At 62.1% G+C, this 13,595-nt stretch carries 15 protein-coding genes; 7 read left to right on the forward strand and 8 right to left on the reverse strand.

The features are described from left to right. Nucleotides 1–29 precede the first annotated feature (29 nt). Nucleotides 30–1,253 carry an L-dopachrome tautomerase-related protein gene (locus tag JYG37_RS28580; protein WP_050012428.1) on the reverse strand — a complete coding sequence of 408 codons (1,224 nt, stop codon included), beginning with the start codon at nucleotides 1,251–1,253 and terminating at the stop codon, nucleotides 30–32. A gap of 61 nt (nucleotides 1,254–1,314) precedes the next feature. Continuing rightward, nucleotides 1,315–2,322: a zinc-binding alcohol dehydrogenase family protein gene (locus tag JYG37_RS28585; RefSeq protein ID WP_213346269.1), complete on the reverse strand. Its 1,008-nt coding sequence runs from the start codon at nucleotides 2,320–2,322 to the stop codon at nucleotides 1,315–1,317. Nucleotides 2,323–2,462: 140 nt separating this feature from the next. Here JYG37_RS28585 and JYG37_RS28590 point away from each other — a divergent pair, with 140 nt between their 5' ends. The 4 genes from JYG37_RS28590 (at nucleotide 2,463) to JYG37_RS28605 (ending at nucleotide 5,537) form a co-directional block, all read left to right on the forward strand. After that, nucleotides 2,463–3,395, forward strand: coding sequence for a LysR family transcriptional regulator (locus tag JYG37_RS28590; RefSeq protein WP_050012430.1), 933 nt, complete (start codon nucleotides 2,463–2,465; stop codon nucleotides 3,393–3,395). 444 nt (nucleotides 3,396–3,839) lie between these two features. Then, nucleotides 3,840–4,208 (forward strand): BON domain-containing protein, encoded by a 369-nt coding sequence (locus JYG37_RS28595; protein WP_176016997.1) that lies wholly within the window; start codon nucleotides 3,840–3,842, stop codon nucleotides 4,206–4,208. Nucleotides 4,209–4,545: 337 nt separating this feature from the next. Beyond that, the gene (locus JYG37_RS28600) at nucleotides 4,546–5,082 is read left to right on the forward strand and encodes a carboxymuconolactone decarboxylase family protein (protein ID WP_124631589.1); all 537 of its coding nucleotides are present in this window, start codon (nucleotides 4,546–4,548) and stop codon (nucleotides 5,080–5,082) included. Between the two features lie 161 nt (nucleotides 5,083–5,243). Beyond that, nucleotides 5,244–5,537 carry a putative quinol monooxygenase gene (locus tag JYG37_RS28605; RefSeq protein WP_235590083.1) on the forward strand — a complete coding sequence of 98 codons (294 nt, stop codon included), beginning with the start codon at nucleotides 5,244–5,246 and terminating at the stop codon, nucleotides 5,535–5,537. Nucleotides 5,538–5,630: 93 nt separating this feature from the next. Here JYG37_RS28605 and JYG37_RS28610 read toward each other — a convergent pair whose 3' ends face one another. The 5 genes from JYG37_RS28610 to JYG37_RS28630 all read right to left on the reverse strand — a co-directional run bounded on the left by JYG37_RS28610 (nucleotide 5,631) and on the right by JYG37_RS28630 (nucleotide 9,858). Then, complete coding sequence (locus JYG37_RS28610) at nucleotides 5,631–6,350, reverse strand: LrgB family protein (RefSeq protein WP_050012434.1); 720 nt, start codon at nucleotides 6,348–6,350, stop codon at nucleotides 5,631–5,633. Then, complete coding sequence (locus JYG37_RS28615; protein ID WP_050012435.1) at nucleotides 6,340–6,708, reverse strand: CidA/LrgA family protein; 369 nt, start codon at nucleotides 6,706–6,708, stop codon at nucleotides 6,340–6,342. Before JYG37_RS28615 ends, JYG37_RS28610 begins: the two co-directional genes overlap by 11 nt. Nucleotides 6,709–6,929: 221 nt before the next feature. After that, on the reverse strand, nucleotides 6,930–8,267 hold the full coding sequence (locus JYG37_RS28620; RefSeq protein ID WP_249746055.1) for an MFS transporter: 1,338 nt from the start codon (nucleotides 8,265–8,267) through the stop codon (nucleotides 6,930–6,932). A 43-nt stretch (nucleotides 8,268–8,310) separates the two neighbouring features. Beyond that, nucleotides 8,311–9,171: an N-acyl homoserine lactonase family protein gene (locus JYG37_RS28625; RefSeq protein ID WP_124631588.1), complete on the reverse strand. Its 861-nt coding sequence runs from the start codon at nucleotides 9,169–9,171 to the stop codon at nucleotides 8,311–8,313. A gap of 138 nt (nucleotides 9,172–9,309) precedes the next feature. After that, the gene (locus JYG37_RS28630; protein WP_050012438.1) at nucleotides 9,310–9,858 is read right to left on the reverse strand and encodes a TetR/AcrR family transcriptional regulator; all 549 of its coding nucleotides are present in this window, start codon (nucleotides 9,856–9,858) and stop codon (nucleotides 9,310–9,312) included. 133 nt (nucleotides 9,859–9,991) lie between these two features. Between JYG37_RS28630 and JYG37_RS28635 the strand changes: the two genes are divergently transcribed. Both JYG37_RS28635 and JYG37_RS28640 read left to right on the forward strand, forming a co-directional pair. Continuing rightward, nucleotides 9,992–10,219, forward strand: a complete 228-nt coding sequence (locus JYG37_RS28635; protein WP_249746056.1) for an FmdB family zinc ribbon protein — start codon at nucleotides 9,992–9,994, stop codon at nucleotides 10,217–10,219. Between the two features lie 110 nt (nucleotides 10,220–10,329). Then, nucleotides 10,330–10,794: a hypothetical protein gene (locus JYG37_RS28640; RefSeq protein WP_179233177.1), complete on the forward strand. Its 465-nt coding sequence runs from the start codon at nucleotides 10,330–10,332 to the stop codon at nucleotides 10,792–10,794. 61 nt (nucleotides 10,795–10,855) lie between these two features. On the opposite strand, the gene JYG37_RS28645 is transcribed toward JYG37_RS28640, so the two are convergent. Further along, a complete protein-coding gene (locus JYG37_RS28645) occupies nucleotides 10,856–11,059 on the reverse strand; it encodes a hypothetical protein (RefSeq protein ID WP_050018297.1) in 204 nt (67 codons plus the stop codon). Nucleotides 11,060–11,740: 681 nt separating this feature from the next. On the opposite strand from JYG37_RS28645, the gene JYG37_RS28650 reads away from it, so the two are divergent. Next, nucleotides 11,741–13,570 (forward strand): WD40 repeat domain-containing protein, encoded by a 1,830-nt coding sequence (locus tag JYG37_RS28650; RefSeq protein WP_124631587.1) that lies wholly within the window; start codon nucleotides 11,741–11,743, stop codon nucleotides 13,568–13,570. Nucleotides 13,571–13,595: the final 25 nt, after the last annotated feature.

A 13,595-nucleotide genomic window follows, 5' to 3' on the forward strand; every position in this document is an offset into this window, starting at 1 on the left:
ACTCCGGTTGTCGGCGATGGCGAAAGGGATTAACGGGTCGGTGCGGGACCTGCGCCGATGCGTATGCGGAACAATGCGTACGGCTTCTGGCGCTCGTCCTTGCCGCCGTGGAATACCGGTTGGCGGTGAAGCTGATTCGCGGTGAAGTAGAGGTAACCGTCCGGGCCGACCGACAGCGTGTCGGGCCAGAGCACGCGCGGATCGTGCAGGATCGTCTGCCATTCGCCGCCCGGCTCGAGCTTGCGAATCGAGTTGTGCTCGTAATCGCCGGCATAGACATTCCCGCTCGCGTCGCTGGCAAGACCGTCGGACGCCCCTTTCTCCCCGAGATCCTTCACGGCGGCCGCCAGTTGCGCGTCGCTGATCGACGGATCGCGCAGCATCGCGGTCGGAATCGAGTAGAGATGGCGGCTCGACAGCGGGCAGTAGTAGAGGGTCTGGCCGTCCGCGGAGAGCGCGATGCCGTCGGACGCCACGGAAAAGGGCTTGGTGGTCCCGTTCGGGTCGCGGACTTTCAACGACTGACCTTCGACGACCGGGACGAAGCGAGGATCCGCCGACGTCGACACGTCGCCGGTCAGGCGGCGTATCGCCTTTCCGCTGTCGAGGTCGATCACGATCAGGCCGCCGATGCCCGACAGCGAGGAGTCGGTCACGTAAGCGACTCCGGCCTTTCCGATGCGAAAATCGAAGCGCATGTCGTTCACATAGGTCTGGGCGCGCATCACGTTCGCGGGGAACACGATCGTCTTGACCACATGGTTCGTCTCCAGATCGACGGCGACGAGCTTGGCGCCGCCGGCGACCGGCTCCGAAAAATTGGGCGCGGCGGTGTCCAGGATCCAGAGCCGACCGTGACCGTCGGCAACGACGCTTTGGACACTCAGGAAGTGCGTGGACGGGTGCGCCGCATCGGCACGGTTGATCTCGGCGTTTGGATATGCGACGACGCGACCGTCGCGCAATTCGCCGACCGTGAACGGCACGGTGTCCCCCCAGCGCGGGAAGTTCACGAAGATCCGGCCGCTTTCGGCAACCGTCACGCCGGTGGGCATCGGCCCGGAAAAGGTCGCGACCGTATCCATCGCGCCGATCGTGCGGTCGGCCGCCTGCACCGCTGGCGGTGCTGCTTGCGCGGACGGTTGTGCGAGCAACGGGCTGGCGAACAGCGTGATACCCAGGCCGGCCGCCACCGCGGTTGCCGTGCGTCGGACGGAAGCGAATCTCGTGATGTGCTGATGCGGGAAATGCATGTTGGTTCTCCGGGCTTGTCCAGCTTTTACGGAATGGCGATAAAGGGTGGGTCGGGTCGCTTCAAAAGCCTTCCAGCACGACCTTTCCCCGTGCGCGGCCGCTCTCGATGAGGGCATGGGCGCGTCGCAGGTTTTCGGCTTCGATGGTTCCGAAGTGATCGGCCATGGTCGTGCGCAACGTGCCGTCGTCGATCAGCGTGGAGACGCGCTCGAGAATGTCGTGCTGCCTGACCATGTCATCGGTTTCGAACAGGGAGCGCGTGAACATGAGCTCCCAATGAAGGGAAATCGACTTTCGCTTGAGCGGCATGGCGTCCAGCGTGTCGGGGTCGTCGATGACGGCAAGTCGCCCCTGCGGCGCGAGAGCCTCGACCAGCTGCGGGTAATGGACGTCCGTCTGCGTGAGGCTGGCTACGTAGCGCACCTGCGGCGCGCCGATGCGGCGCAATCCTTCGAGCAGCGGCTCGGTATGGTCGATGACGTCATGTGCACCGAGCGCTTGCGCCCATGCGCGCGTTTCGGGGCGAGATGCCGTCCCGATCACGCGCAACCGTGTCAGCCGACGTGCCAGCTGCGTCAGCATGGAGCCCACGCCGCCGGCTGCACCGACGATCAGCAGCGCATCGCCGTCGCCTCCGCCCTCGGCAATGCCCAGGCGATCGAAGAGCAGCTCCCACGCGGTCAGCGACGTCAGCGGCAATGCGGCCGCTTGAGCGTCGGAGAGGGTCGCGGGCTTGCGCCCTGCAATGCGCTCGTCGACGAGAACGTATTGCGCGTACGCACCGGGCCGGGAAATCGAGCCGGCAAAGAAGACCTTGTCTCCCGGCGCGAACATGGAAACGTTGCTGCCGATCGCCTCGACCGTTCCGACCGCATCCCAGCCCAGAATCCGCGGTTGCACGGTCGGGGAGCCGATACGCACCTTCGTGTCGACGGGATTGACGGCGATCGCGTCGACCTTCACCAGCAAGTCGCGCGGCTCGGCTTCGGGCTTGGACACCTCGGCATCAAAAAGGGACTCGGGATGGTCCGCGGGCAGGCCATGCTGTGTATAGACAACCGCTTTCATGGTTGAACTCCGAATGATGGTTGAGTGGCGCTGGGCTGCTCGCTGCAGACCGGGCGCCAGCGTGTGGATGAAATACTGCTCGACCGCGACTTCTGAAAAAACGAGTTACATTAGGGAGGACTTTCACTCCAGGAATGAAAATGGTTCGGCTCGAGGATCTTCAACTGTTCGTCAGGTCGGCCGCGCTTGGCAGCTTCTCGCGCGCGGCGAGGGAAGCCGATCTGCTGCCAGGGCAGGTGAGCGCCGCCATTCAAAGGCTGGAGCGGGAACTGGATACCCGCCTCTTTGCGCGTTCCACCCGAAGCCTGAAACTCACGGCGGAAGGCGAGCAGTACCTTCCGTACGCCGAAGAAGTGCTTTCCATGATTCACGAGGGGCGCGAGCGGTTGCACGGAGGAAAGCACGCGCTGCAAGGCACGTTGCGCATCACCGCACCGTCGGATATCGGACGCAATGCGTTGCTTTCGTGGCTCGGCGTATTCCGCGATGCGCATCCGAAGCTTGTGTTGAAGCTTTCGTTGTCCGATTACGTGACCGACGTATTTCGCGATCCCGTCGACGTGGCCATCCGCTACGGCGCGCCGGAGGCCGCGAGCTACGTCGCGCTTCCGCTCGCCGAAAGCAACCGGAGAGTGCTCGTCGCCGCTCCGGAATACCTGAAACGGCGGGGCTCGCCGGCATCGCTCGACGAACTGGTTTTGCACGAGTGCCTGCCCTTCGTGCTCGGCGGACGCGTCTACGACCGCTGGTCGTTTCCGACCAGCGGTGTGAGGCGGCAAGTCGCGGTGAAGGGCGTGCTGCTGTGCGACGATGCCGAAATCGCGAGGCGCTGGGCCGTCGAGGGCCGGGGAATCGCGTACAAGTCCTGGCTCGACGTTCATGACGACGTCAGGGCGGGACGGCTGCAGGTCTTGCTGCCGGAGCAGCGAGGCGAGGCGGCGCCGCTGAGCCTCGTGTGTCCGCACCGTCGCCAGTTTTCGCAGGCGGTCAGGTACCTCCACGCTCACCTGCGCGAGCAGATTTCGCCGATGATCGCCGCGATGCGCGATTACGTCGGCGACGCGATGGCATGACGCGGCCTTCTTCGTCGCGCGGCCGCCGCGGTGCGCGCCTGAATGCAGAAAGGCGCCCAACGTAGTATTCATCGGTTTCTCACTCCAATGGGGGACGGCATGCCGTCCCGAAATTTCGTCAGCGTCGGTCTTTGCGGCTCGCGGACGCTGGTTTCCGATCCCGTTGCCGATAATCGAGCGCAGGCCGGCGAGCAGCACATGCAATGAGTTTGCCGTTTCGATGTGGGCCGGAAAATCGTCTCGCCGTGTATTCGAGCTAGTCGAAAATAATGAATGCACCTATGCGTCGGTATAGGTGGCCGACGGGCGTCGTGCTGAATGCAGCGAGCGCATTGAAAGCTGTTTTAGGAGAAACGCCATTGAGAGCGGATAAATGTTTTCTTAGCATTCAGTCGGGTTTTATCCCCGGATAACTTTCCGCTCACATTGGCTAAGGAGAAGATGATGAAGAAAACCATTGCGTCGATGCTCTACGTAACCTATTTGGCTTTCGGTATGTCGGTCCATGCAGCGGAGCAGACGCCTGCACCGTCGTCGGATCAGGTCGTCGGCCAGAAGGAAGCGACGAAGAGCGAAAAGAAGGCGCAACGCGCTGCCGATCGCGCGCTGTCGCGGCAAATCGTATGGGCGCTGTCGAAAGCGAAAGGGCTGAATGCAATCAACGTGATGGTGCTCGCTCGCCACGGTGCCGTGACGCTGACCGGATACGTGCCCGACAGTGAACAGGTGCAGCTCGCCGGTGACAGTGCCGCTCGCGTCGCAGGCGTGACGTCCGTCGCCAACAATCTGGTGCCGGGCGAGCCGGGCCGCTGATTCCCGTCACCGCGACCCGTCGTGCGCATACGGCTGCGTTCGCGCACGGCCCGCGCCTGCGCGGCGCGAATGGGCGAGGCCCGTTGCTGAGTAAAGTCAGTTTTCGGGTAAATCGCATTCAGATTCAAATCGCAATTTCTTATGATGACGACTGCCGTAATCGAGTAGTCGCCGCCGGTTTGCGATGCCGGAGCGTTCTCATGCGGTTTTCGTGGCTGCATTTATTGGATTGATTATTTCTCGGTAAAAAACGAGATGCAGTCGCTGACTCGTCATCGCCGCCATCGTGCCGGCCGTTTCCAGCCGGCATTTCATTATTCAACCCGTTGAGGAATTTATGACACGCTTGACTACTCTGAAGCCGTCGGAAGCAACCGGCGAAACCGCGGCCGTATTCGGTCAGATCAAGGCCGCACTCGGGAAAGTACCGAACGCCTACGCGACCATCGGCACGCACAGCCCGGCCGGTCTCGCGGCCATGTTGAACGTCGACGCAGCCATCGCGGCAAGTTCGCTGGATCAGGCCGATGTTGAAGCGGTGCGTCTCGCGGTCAGCGCGCTGTCCGGCTGTGACTATTGCCTTGCCGCTCATACGATGCTCGGCAAGATGTCCGGTCTCACGCCGGAAGTGATGAAGAATATCCGTGCCGGTCGCGTGTCCGGCGATGCTCGGCGTGATGCGCTACTCTCGTTCGTGCGATCGATTGCGACGACGCGCGACACCGTACCCGCCGACGTGCTGCAGGCCGTGCTGGCGGCCGGGTATACCGAGCGCCAGGTCATCGAGATCATTCTCGTCATGACGTCGATCCTCTTCACCAATCTGGTGAACCGTGTGAACGACACGACGCTGGACTTTCCGGCGGTCGACTGAACGGGGCGGGCGCCGGGTCGACCGGCGCCTCACCCGTGGTATTTCCTGGCGAAACGTCACGCAGCGCCCATCGGGCGCTGCTTGATTTCGTACGCGTGAAGCACGTTGTCGAGGTGCGCCGCGACGATATGGCAGTTCGAATGAACCCTTTGAGATGGAGGATGAAAATGACCAGGCAGTTTGTCGTTGCAACGATTACCGCAGATCCGCAACACGCCGCCATGGTGGAAGCGGCGTTGTTGGCGGCCGTCCCGGTTGTCCGTACCGAGGAAGGATGCGAGCAGTATGACCTGCATCGGGACCGCGAAGCGCCTCATCGCTTTACGATGCTCGAGCGATGGCGGGACGAGCGCGCGCTCGACATCCATGGCAAAGCGCCGGCATTCCGGAAACTGGCGAGCGAGCTCGAAGGCAGGGCGACGCTGCACGTGGTACTGCTCGAGAAGCTGATCTGAGCGAGCGGAAATCATCCCATGTGACGACGCGGCGACCGGATTGATTCCGGCCGCCGTGATTTTTGGTGGCCGGAAGCGGCGCGGCGGGGTGGCTCATCGCGCGAGCAGCGCCAGTACCGGCGCGACAACGGCGGTGAGCACACCGTTCATTCCGATGGCGAGACCGCCGAACGCGCCCGCCGTTTCGTTGACGGCCAGCATGCGCGCCGTCGCGAGTCCGTGGCCTGCCGTTCCGGCCGCAAGCCCGTGCGCGCGGGCATCCGTTATTCGCATGGCCTTCATCGCTACACCGATCTGCAGAACCGCTGCGATGCCGGTAAACAGCGTGAACGTCGCGGTCAGCGACGGGTCGCCGCCTATGTGGCGGGAGATGCTCATCGCGACGGGGGTCGTCGCCGAATGTGCAATCAGCGACGTCGTCACGACGGGCGCGGCACCGAGCGCCTTGCTGATGAACGCGGCGCTGCCCGCGGACACGATCGAGCCGCTCGCGAGCGCAGGGACGAGCGCGCGAGCCGTTCGGCGAATGTGATGCAAGCTGCGGAACATCGGGATGGCGAGCGCCACGGTCGCCGGCCCCAGCAGAAAGTGGACGTACTGTGCGCCTGCGAAGTAGTCACGGTAGGGGATGCCCGTGGCCGCCAGGAACGCGACCAGGATCACCACGGCGATGAGCACCGGATGCGCCAGCACATTTCCCCGCATGGCGCGATTTGCGGCCAGGCCGGCACGATAGGCGAGAAGCGTTGCCAGCAAGCCCCAGAGCGGCTGGTGCCGGAGCACGGCCCAAACGGGCGAGAGATCAGACATCATCTTTTGCTTCCGATTCGGCGCGAAGCGTTTTGCTGAGGCGCTCCATGATCCATCCCGTCGTGGCCAGGCCGAGCAACGTCGACACGAAGATGGAGGCGGCGATGCGCCACCAGTCCGCGGTCAACTGATGGAATCCTGTCACGAGGCCGGTCGCCGCGGGCACGAACAGCATCGCGAGCCATGACAGCAGGCTTTTGCTGAATCCTTCCAGTTCCGGTGAAGGGCCGCCGTTCCTGACGAGAAAGGCGAGCAGTAGCAGCATGCCGATCAACGGACCAGGAACGGGCGCACCCGTCAGATGCGCGAGCGTCTCGCCAATGAGCTGGCTGGCGAGGAGGGTTGACAAGGCATTCAACATGCGGTTCCGGCCTCATGGTTCGTGTGCATGGGAGTGGTATCCGAATTGTCGTCGGCCGCTTTGCCGCGGTGTAGCCCGAAACACCGAGAAACAGTTTCTGCGACAAACGGAAAAAGGCATCCGCCCGCACCGGGTCGGCACTGCCATGCGCGGTGCCCCGTCGGCATCCGACGTTCACGAGATGGCGGCATGCGCACATGCCGGCGCGATGCGCCGGCCGCCTATGACGGAAGGGATGGCGCGTGCACGGCGGCACCGGCCTTGATCTTGACCGACGCACGGGACACGAGCAGGCTGCCCGTCGCCAGTGCAAGAAAGACCAGCGAGCTGCCGATCGACCCCGTCAGGCCGAACGCGGGATAGACCCACCCCGCGACGGCGGACCCGACGCCGATTCCGCAAAACACGAACGATGCGGTCAGGGCCAACGCAATGCCGCGCCAGTGCGGCATCAGCTCGACGATGCGCCGTTGCTGCGACGGCCACAGCAGATCGGTTGCGAATGCCCACGCCGTCAGCGCGACGAAAAGAAGGTGCAGGCTCGGCGGCGTAAACCAGAGAAACACCAGGTCCGCCGCGAGCAGCGCCAGGCCGGCGAGCAGCATGGCTTCCGCGCTATGGCGCCGGGCGGCGCGCGTGACGAAGAGGTTGCCCGCGACGCCGGCTACGCCGAGCACCACGAGGGAGGTCGACACCATGTCGGCGCCCGCGTGGAACACGTCGCGGATGATGGGCGCGATAAAGGCGTACGTCGAATAGACGCCGGCCGCGATGAAGAACACGACGAGGAACGCACTGAGCGTATCGATGCGCGTCAGAAGCGAGACCATCGTCGAGAATTCGATGTTCTCGCCTTTGCTCGTGTCGGGCACGGCCCAGACGATGAGCGCGGCGGTCGCGGCGCCGGCGAGCCCGACCGCGACGAAAAGCGACCGTGCGCCCCACGCGTGCGCGATCCATGCGGACAGCGGCATTCCCACCAGGCCCGCGACGCTCAGGCCGAGCAGCACGCTCGCAATCGCGCTGCCTTGCTGGTCGCGCTCGACGAGGCTCGAGCCCAATGCGCCGAGTACGGGGCCGATGAAACCTGCACCGAGCCCCATCAGCACGCGTGACAGCAGCAGCACCGGGTAATTCGGCGCGGCCGCGAGGAGGAGCGCTGCCGCACTGAACAGCGCCAGGCCGAGCAGTACCTGGCGCCGGCGCCGCAGATGGCCGAAACCGACTTGCAGCAGCGGAGCGGCGAAGGCGAACGTCACGCCGAACACGGTAACGAGGTAGACGCTTTGCGAATCCGCGAGTCCCCATTGACGGGATATCGCATCGAGGCTGCCGACGACGGACAGCGCGCCCGTCGCCTGGACGAAGTACGCGAGACTGAGGATGCGGAGCGCGCGCGCCGTGCGCGCGGAAAAGGGCGTAGCCATCAGGGTTCCTTTCGAGGCTCGAGAAGTACGCGCCCCGTTACGCTGCGACGGGCACGCACCGGGTCGCCAACTAAGTGCCGAGCGCGTGCCGAACCAGACCGGACATCGCGTGCAATGCGCCCGCGGCGACAATCAGAAGTCCGACGCTTCGACGCAGAAGGGCGCGCATGGCGGGTCAATGCTGCGTCAAGGGCGTGTAATTCGCCGCCTTCGTGACATCGGCGTGCGGATTCGAGATGGCGTTTTCCATCACGCCGACCACTTTGCCGCCGCTTACCAGCGCTGGCACGTCGTGGCTGGGCAGCAGGAAGCGGCTCGTCGCGAGCGCGCGCTTGATCGCGCGCTTCTCGTCGAGCGTTGACATCGCGCGATTGGCGGTGATTGTCGGCTCGTGCGCAGCCTGATCGAGGATCGGATCGATCAACTGATCCTGCAGGTTGTAAGCGATGTCGCCGCTGATGTTCGCGATTCCCTCGTCGGTTTCAACGAGCACCGACAGCGACCCCGGCGTATGGCCGCCCGACAGGCGAACCGCGACGCCCGGAATGACTTCCTCTTCGAACGTGCCGTCGACGTCGAACAGCCGGATTGCGCCGCGCGTGTGCAGGCGGTCGATCAGATGCTTCGTGTCGGCCGCGGTATACATCAACGGGCCCATGATTCCGGAGGCCGCGAATTCCAGCTCGCGGCGCGAGATGCCGACCGTGGTCGTCATCGGAAACCGATCGGTCATGCCGACGTGATCGATATGCGCATGCGTATGCACGATGTGACGGATGTCGGCCATCTTCAGGCCATGTTGCGCAAGGTGATGCTCGATCGTCATTTCCGGGGTGACTTCGTACGGCAGGCCGAACGCCGCGTACTGCTCGACGCTGCGCGACCCCGTATCGACGAGCACGGGCTCGGTGCCGCCCGTGATCAGAAACCCGAGCACCGGTATCGTCACCTGCTTGCCCGGTTCGCGAAACAGGACGAGGCCGCTCGAATCCAGCGACATGTTGCCGAAGTTGATCGGGTGAATCTTCAAGCTCATGGCTGCTCTCCGCTGTGGATCGGCACGTTATTGAACCGATCGGTTCAGTATGTGCGGATAAATGGTGTGGCGCCAATAAAAAAAACCAATCGATTCAAAATGGTCGGCCTATCGATGGGCGGCCGCCCGGCCCGCGCGTCAGAGCAGCCGTAACGCCTGCATGAATGCGCCGACCGCGTCCTGTTCAGCGGCGGCGGGGAGGTTGCGTTCGATGCAGTAACCGGTAAAGAACACCGTCACGAGGGTGGCGATGGCCGCGGCGGGCAGTCGGTGTGCCTCCGCCTCGATGTTCTCGACGATGTGCGGCATCAGCCGGTGGTGATACGCGCCGACCACGTTGCGCACGCGTTCGGACAGCGACGGAAATTCGCGGATCGAATTGACGGAGAAGCAGCCTACGCAGCCGTCCTCTTGCGGATCGCCCAGCCGTAGAAAGCGCTCGATGTTGCCGTAGCCCTTCGGTTCCGCGGTGAGAATTTGCAGAGCACCGCGATGTTCGTAGTAGTAGACGAGGGTATGCAGGAACAGGTCTTCCTTGTCCTCGAACTCCGAATAGAGGCCGGACTTATTGACGCCGGTCGCTTGTTCCAGTTGCTGGAGCGACGTGCCGGCGAAGCCGTACTTCCAAAAGAGCGGGAGGGTCTTTTGCAGCACGCCTTCGCGACTGAATTTCTTGGGTCTGCCCATGTCCGTCACACCGTGTGATGATATCAACCATTTTAAACCGAACGGTTCTTTTGGGTGTTTTCGGTAGTACCGAGGACCGGGTAATCGTCCTTTTCGTGCACGTCTTTAAGACGGGTTCTGTTCAGGAGGCATCATGTCCGTGCTGTACGTGTATCGCTGCCGAGCCTGCGGCCAACGCGGCGAGGTTCATCACCCGGACGACAGCGACGACGGCGCGGCCGCTACCTGCGCGAAGTGCTACGAGCCGGTCACGCTGGAGTGGGACGGCGGTGTGACGCTCGAAGTCGCGCCGTACGACGGCGGGCCGACACCCGACGAGATCAAGGCGATGCGGCAGCGTGGCCGGCGCACCCGGGCGTAGGCCGCCGCGCTGCTCGGCGTGAAGGAGCGCCAGGTCCAGCGCTGGGAGGCCGGCCATGACGTACTGTTTTGTTATGCTCTGGTGTGATCGCATGGAATCAGAGACGAACGATGCTCATTCGAGAACAAGGGCGCCTCATCAAGTTGCTTCGGGCCGCGCCGCCGAAGCGGCCTTCCATCAGGGCGCGGGCGCGCGAATGCGTCATCGGTACGTTTCGTGTCGATGAACCTGTCCCGACTGGGCTGCTTGACACTCTGTCCCGCGACGAGCGCAAGCTGCTCGAGCGATGGCTCGAAGCATATCGGGAAAGCAAGGCGCGCGATCAAGTGCGCCCCGTGCTGGCCGGCGCACCCGAACAGCTCGAGAGGCTCGTTGGTGCGCTCGAAGTGGCGGCCGACACTTTGTCGAGCGCCGAAGCAGATCAGATTTGGGTGCAGCTTCATGCGATTGCGCGCACGTTGAAGAGAGCGGGGCATCCGCGGCCGCGAGCAGCACGTCGGTCGCCGGCGGCACTGCCAGGGCAGCAGGACTTCTTTGGTGAATTCGACGAGCTCGAGCGGCTGGCCGAACAATGAACATGCGCCGCTTGATCTTCTCTATGCGAGGCGGACGGGCAGAGGTTGGCGCACCGGTCGTCTACAACAACGACATCTGGCTCGATGTGCTTTCGTCGATCGCCTGATCGGTTTCCTTCGCGGGCCGGTTCCGCCGAGCTGCGGATTGCGCATGCCCGTTTGGCACTTCAATTTCAGTGATCTGCTGATACTTACGTGCCCAGTCGGCCCCGAGTACATCGGCGGAGAACACGACACCCGGCGCAATCTGAACAAGCTGGCTCATCGGCAGGTCTTCCTAAGCGGACTGAACGTCGAAGTGCGCAGCGGCGTAGCGCGCGCTGCAGTTTCACACTTCGACGCCGTTACGGGTGGGGGTCAAGATTCGATGGAAATCAACACTGAACGCATTGCGGGGTTTATCTCTGGTTATTTCAGCATTCAAGCGAGACACTTACAAATCAATAACTTACTTATTATTAAACGATATATTACATTTCTCATAATGAGGGATCTGGCGTGCATCAAAACTTTTTTGATGTGGTCAAAAAAATGTTGACGCGACGTTTTTTGTCTGGAAATATCGTGCGAACATTCGAAGCGAACCTAATGACAGAGACGGCTCTCCATTGATTCGCTTCGCGCAATAGGCAGAAGATTTTCAGTTTTTCAGGAATCGCCGTTCGATCAAGGTGACCCCACCTTTTCGATCCGGCAGTGGATCACCTCGCCTCGGCGACGTGAAGGGCCATTTCGGCCAATAGTGCGCATGTGGTTTTTGCGTTCTTAAATTTACATTTAGGAGTACGAAAATGGAAAAGACGAGCACAACCCGCCCGGATCGTGCGGTTAAGATCTTCACGCAAAAGTAACGGCATCATCTGTAGGTCGTTCCGCATGGTTTGGCGTTACGCCATGCGGAACGACTCGTTCGGAGTCGATTGGAACGAATGCGCGACCATAAACCATGCACCATATCAATTCCCTGGCCTATTTCAGAGAGGATGGTCTTTTTGTTCTAGGTGACAAGAAAGGAAGTGTAGAACTGGTTAAGTCGGAGGACCTGAAAACTGTCTCTCTGACGAGCGTTGGCAGCACAACGATTCAGGCCATCTCGGTTTGCGACGCGCGTCATCTCGTGGCCACACTGAACAAGAATTTCACGATCACGATATTGAAGGTTTCATATGAAAATCTTGAAATCGTCACGTCGATCAACAGTCTCGAGTACATGGTTGAAGACGGTTATCAGATTGCCTTTTCGGAAAGTCAGGAAATAGCGTTCAGTCCTGGTGGTCATCGGATTGCGGTGAACGGTCCGACCGGGCAGACGCTGATCTTCGATCTGAACGATGCGATGCAGATCGTCGCGTGGCGCTCGTTGCGGCATGAAAGCCCGGCGGCACCGACCACCGCAGCATGGGCGTCCGATACCGTTCTGCTGGTTGGCCTGATTGATGGCAGCATTGTGCGTTATGACTATCAGAGCGAGCACCAGACGCTGACCCGCATCGAGGGCATCAACGAAACGATACACTGGTTCGAGCGCGAGCCGTCCGGCACATGGCTTGTCGCGACAGACGCACGGCGTCTAGTTCGGTTCGACGACCGGACGCTCGAATATGAGATCGGCCCTCCATTCGCGAACGACGATTTCGAGCACGTGACGCGCGAGCCGTCGACGGGCAAGATCTTCGCGTCGTCGTTCGATCGCAACGTGTACGAGATCGACCCGTTGTCGCTAGCACCGACGCGCGTCGCATTCAAGGCGCCGTTCAAGCTGCGCTGGATCCGGGCCGGCACGGAAGCGGGTGCGGTGAAGCTGTACCTGCAAGTCCGGAACGGCAGCTTCCTGAAAGTGGATTACGACACCGGGCACGTGGAGGCGGCGATTCATACGGCGCTTCCAGCTCTATGGAGCGCCGCCTATTTCGGCAACGATTTGGTGATCGGTGGCGAGGGGGGGCTGTTCCGCGCAGTAGGCGACACCGTCGCCGGCTGGCCCTCGCCGGGCGACGACGACATCGTCCCGGGCGGTCACTACATCAAGCGTCTGGTGTCGCATGGCAACAAGCTGGCTTGCGGGACGTCTGCGAAGACGATGGTCCTCGTCGATCCGGACGGTATCCGCCGCCGCGAAGTTGGCGCGGCAGTCCGCGATCTGGCCTTCGTCGACGCCGAGACGGTGCTGGCATGCTTGGAGGATGGCAGTCTGGTCGAGATCCCATGGCGACATTCCGACGCCTGCCGGACGGTCTTCAAGAGTGCCAGCGAGCCGCTCTGGTCGCTGGCGATCCACCCGGACAACCGAACAGTCGCGGTCGGCGAGCGGATGGGCCGAATCGTCATTCTGACGCGCGACGACGCAGGCGAGATGCAGGAAGTGATCGACACATCGTCGCGCATCCCCAAGCGGATGAAATGGCTGAATCAGGACGTCTTGCTCGCGGTGCACAGCTCCGCGATCGACAGGATTACGTGCGTCGCCGGCAAGTGGCGCCATGACGAGAATTTTTACAACGGCCAATCGAACACCGTCGAGGATTTCCTCGCGCTCGAGAACGGCAAGTTTCTGGTCGGCATCACATATAACAAACTGATCATGGTGTGGGACGTTGCTACGGGCGAACTTCTGAGTTCGAGCTACTGGGACTTCGACTACGCGAAGGGGATGATTCGAGTCCAAGACTCGGAGAGTGAATTCCTAGTCTACGGCCGCGACATGATCATGAAGCAGTTTTGCCTGCACGATGCGCAGGTGATCTGCATGAAGATATTCGAGAAGACGAAGCACTGAATCTTTCACGCAGCGTGACGCGGAT

The organism is Burkholderia sp. LAS2, assembly GCF_018417615.1.
Taxonomy (GTDB): Bacteria; Pseudomonadota; Gammaproteobacteria; order Burkholderiales; family Burkholderiaceae; genus Burkholderia; species Burkholderia sola.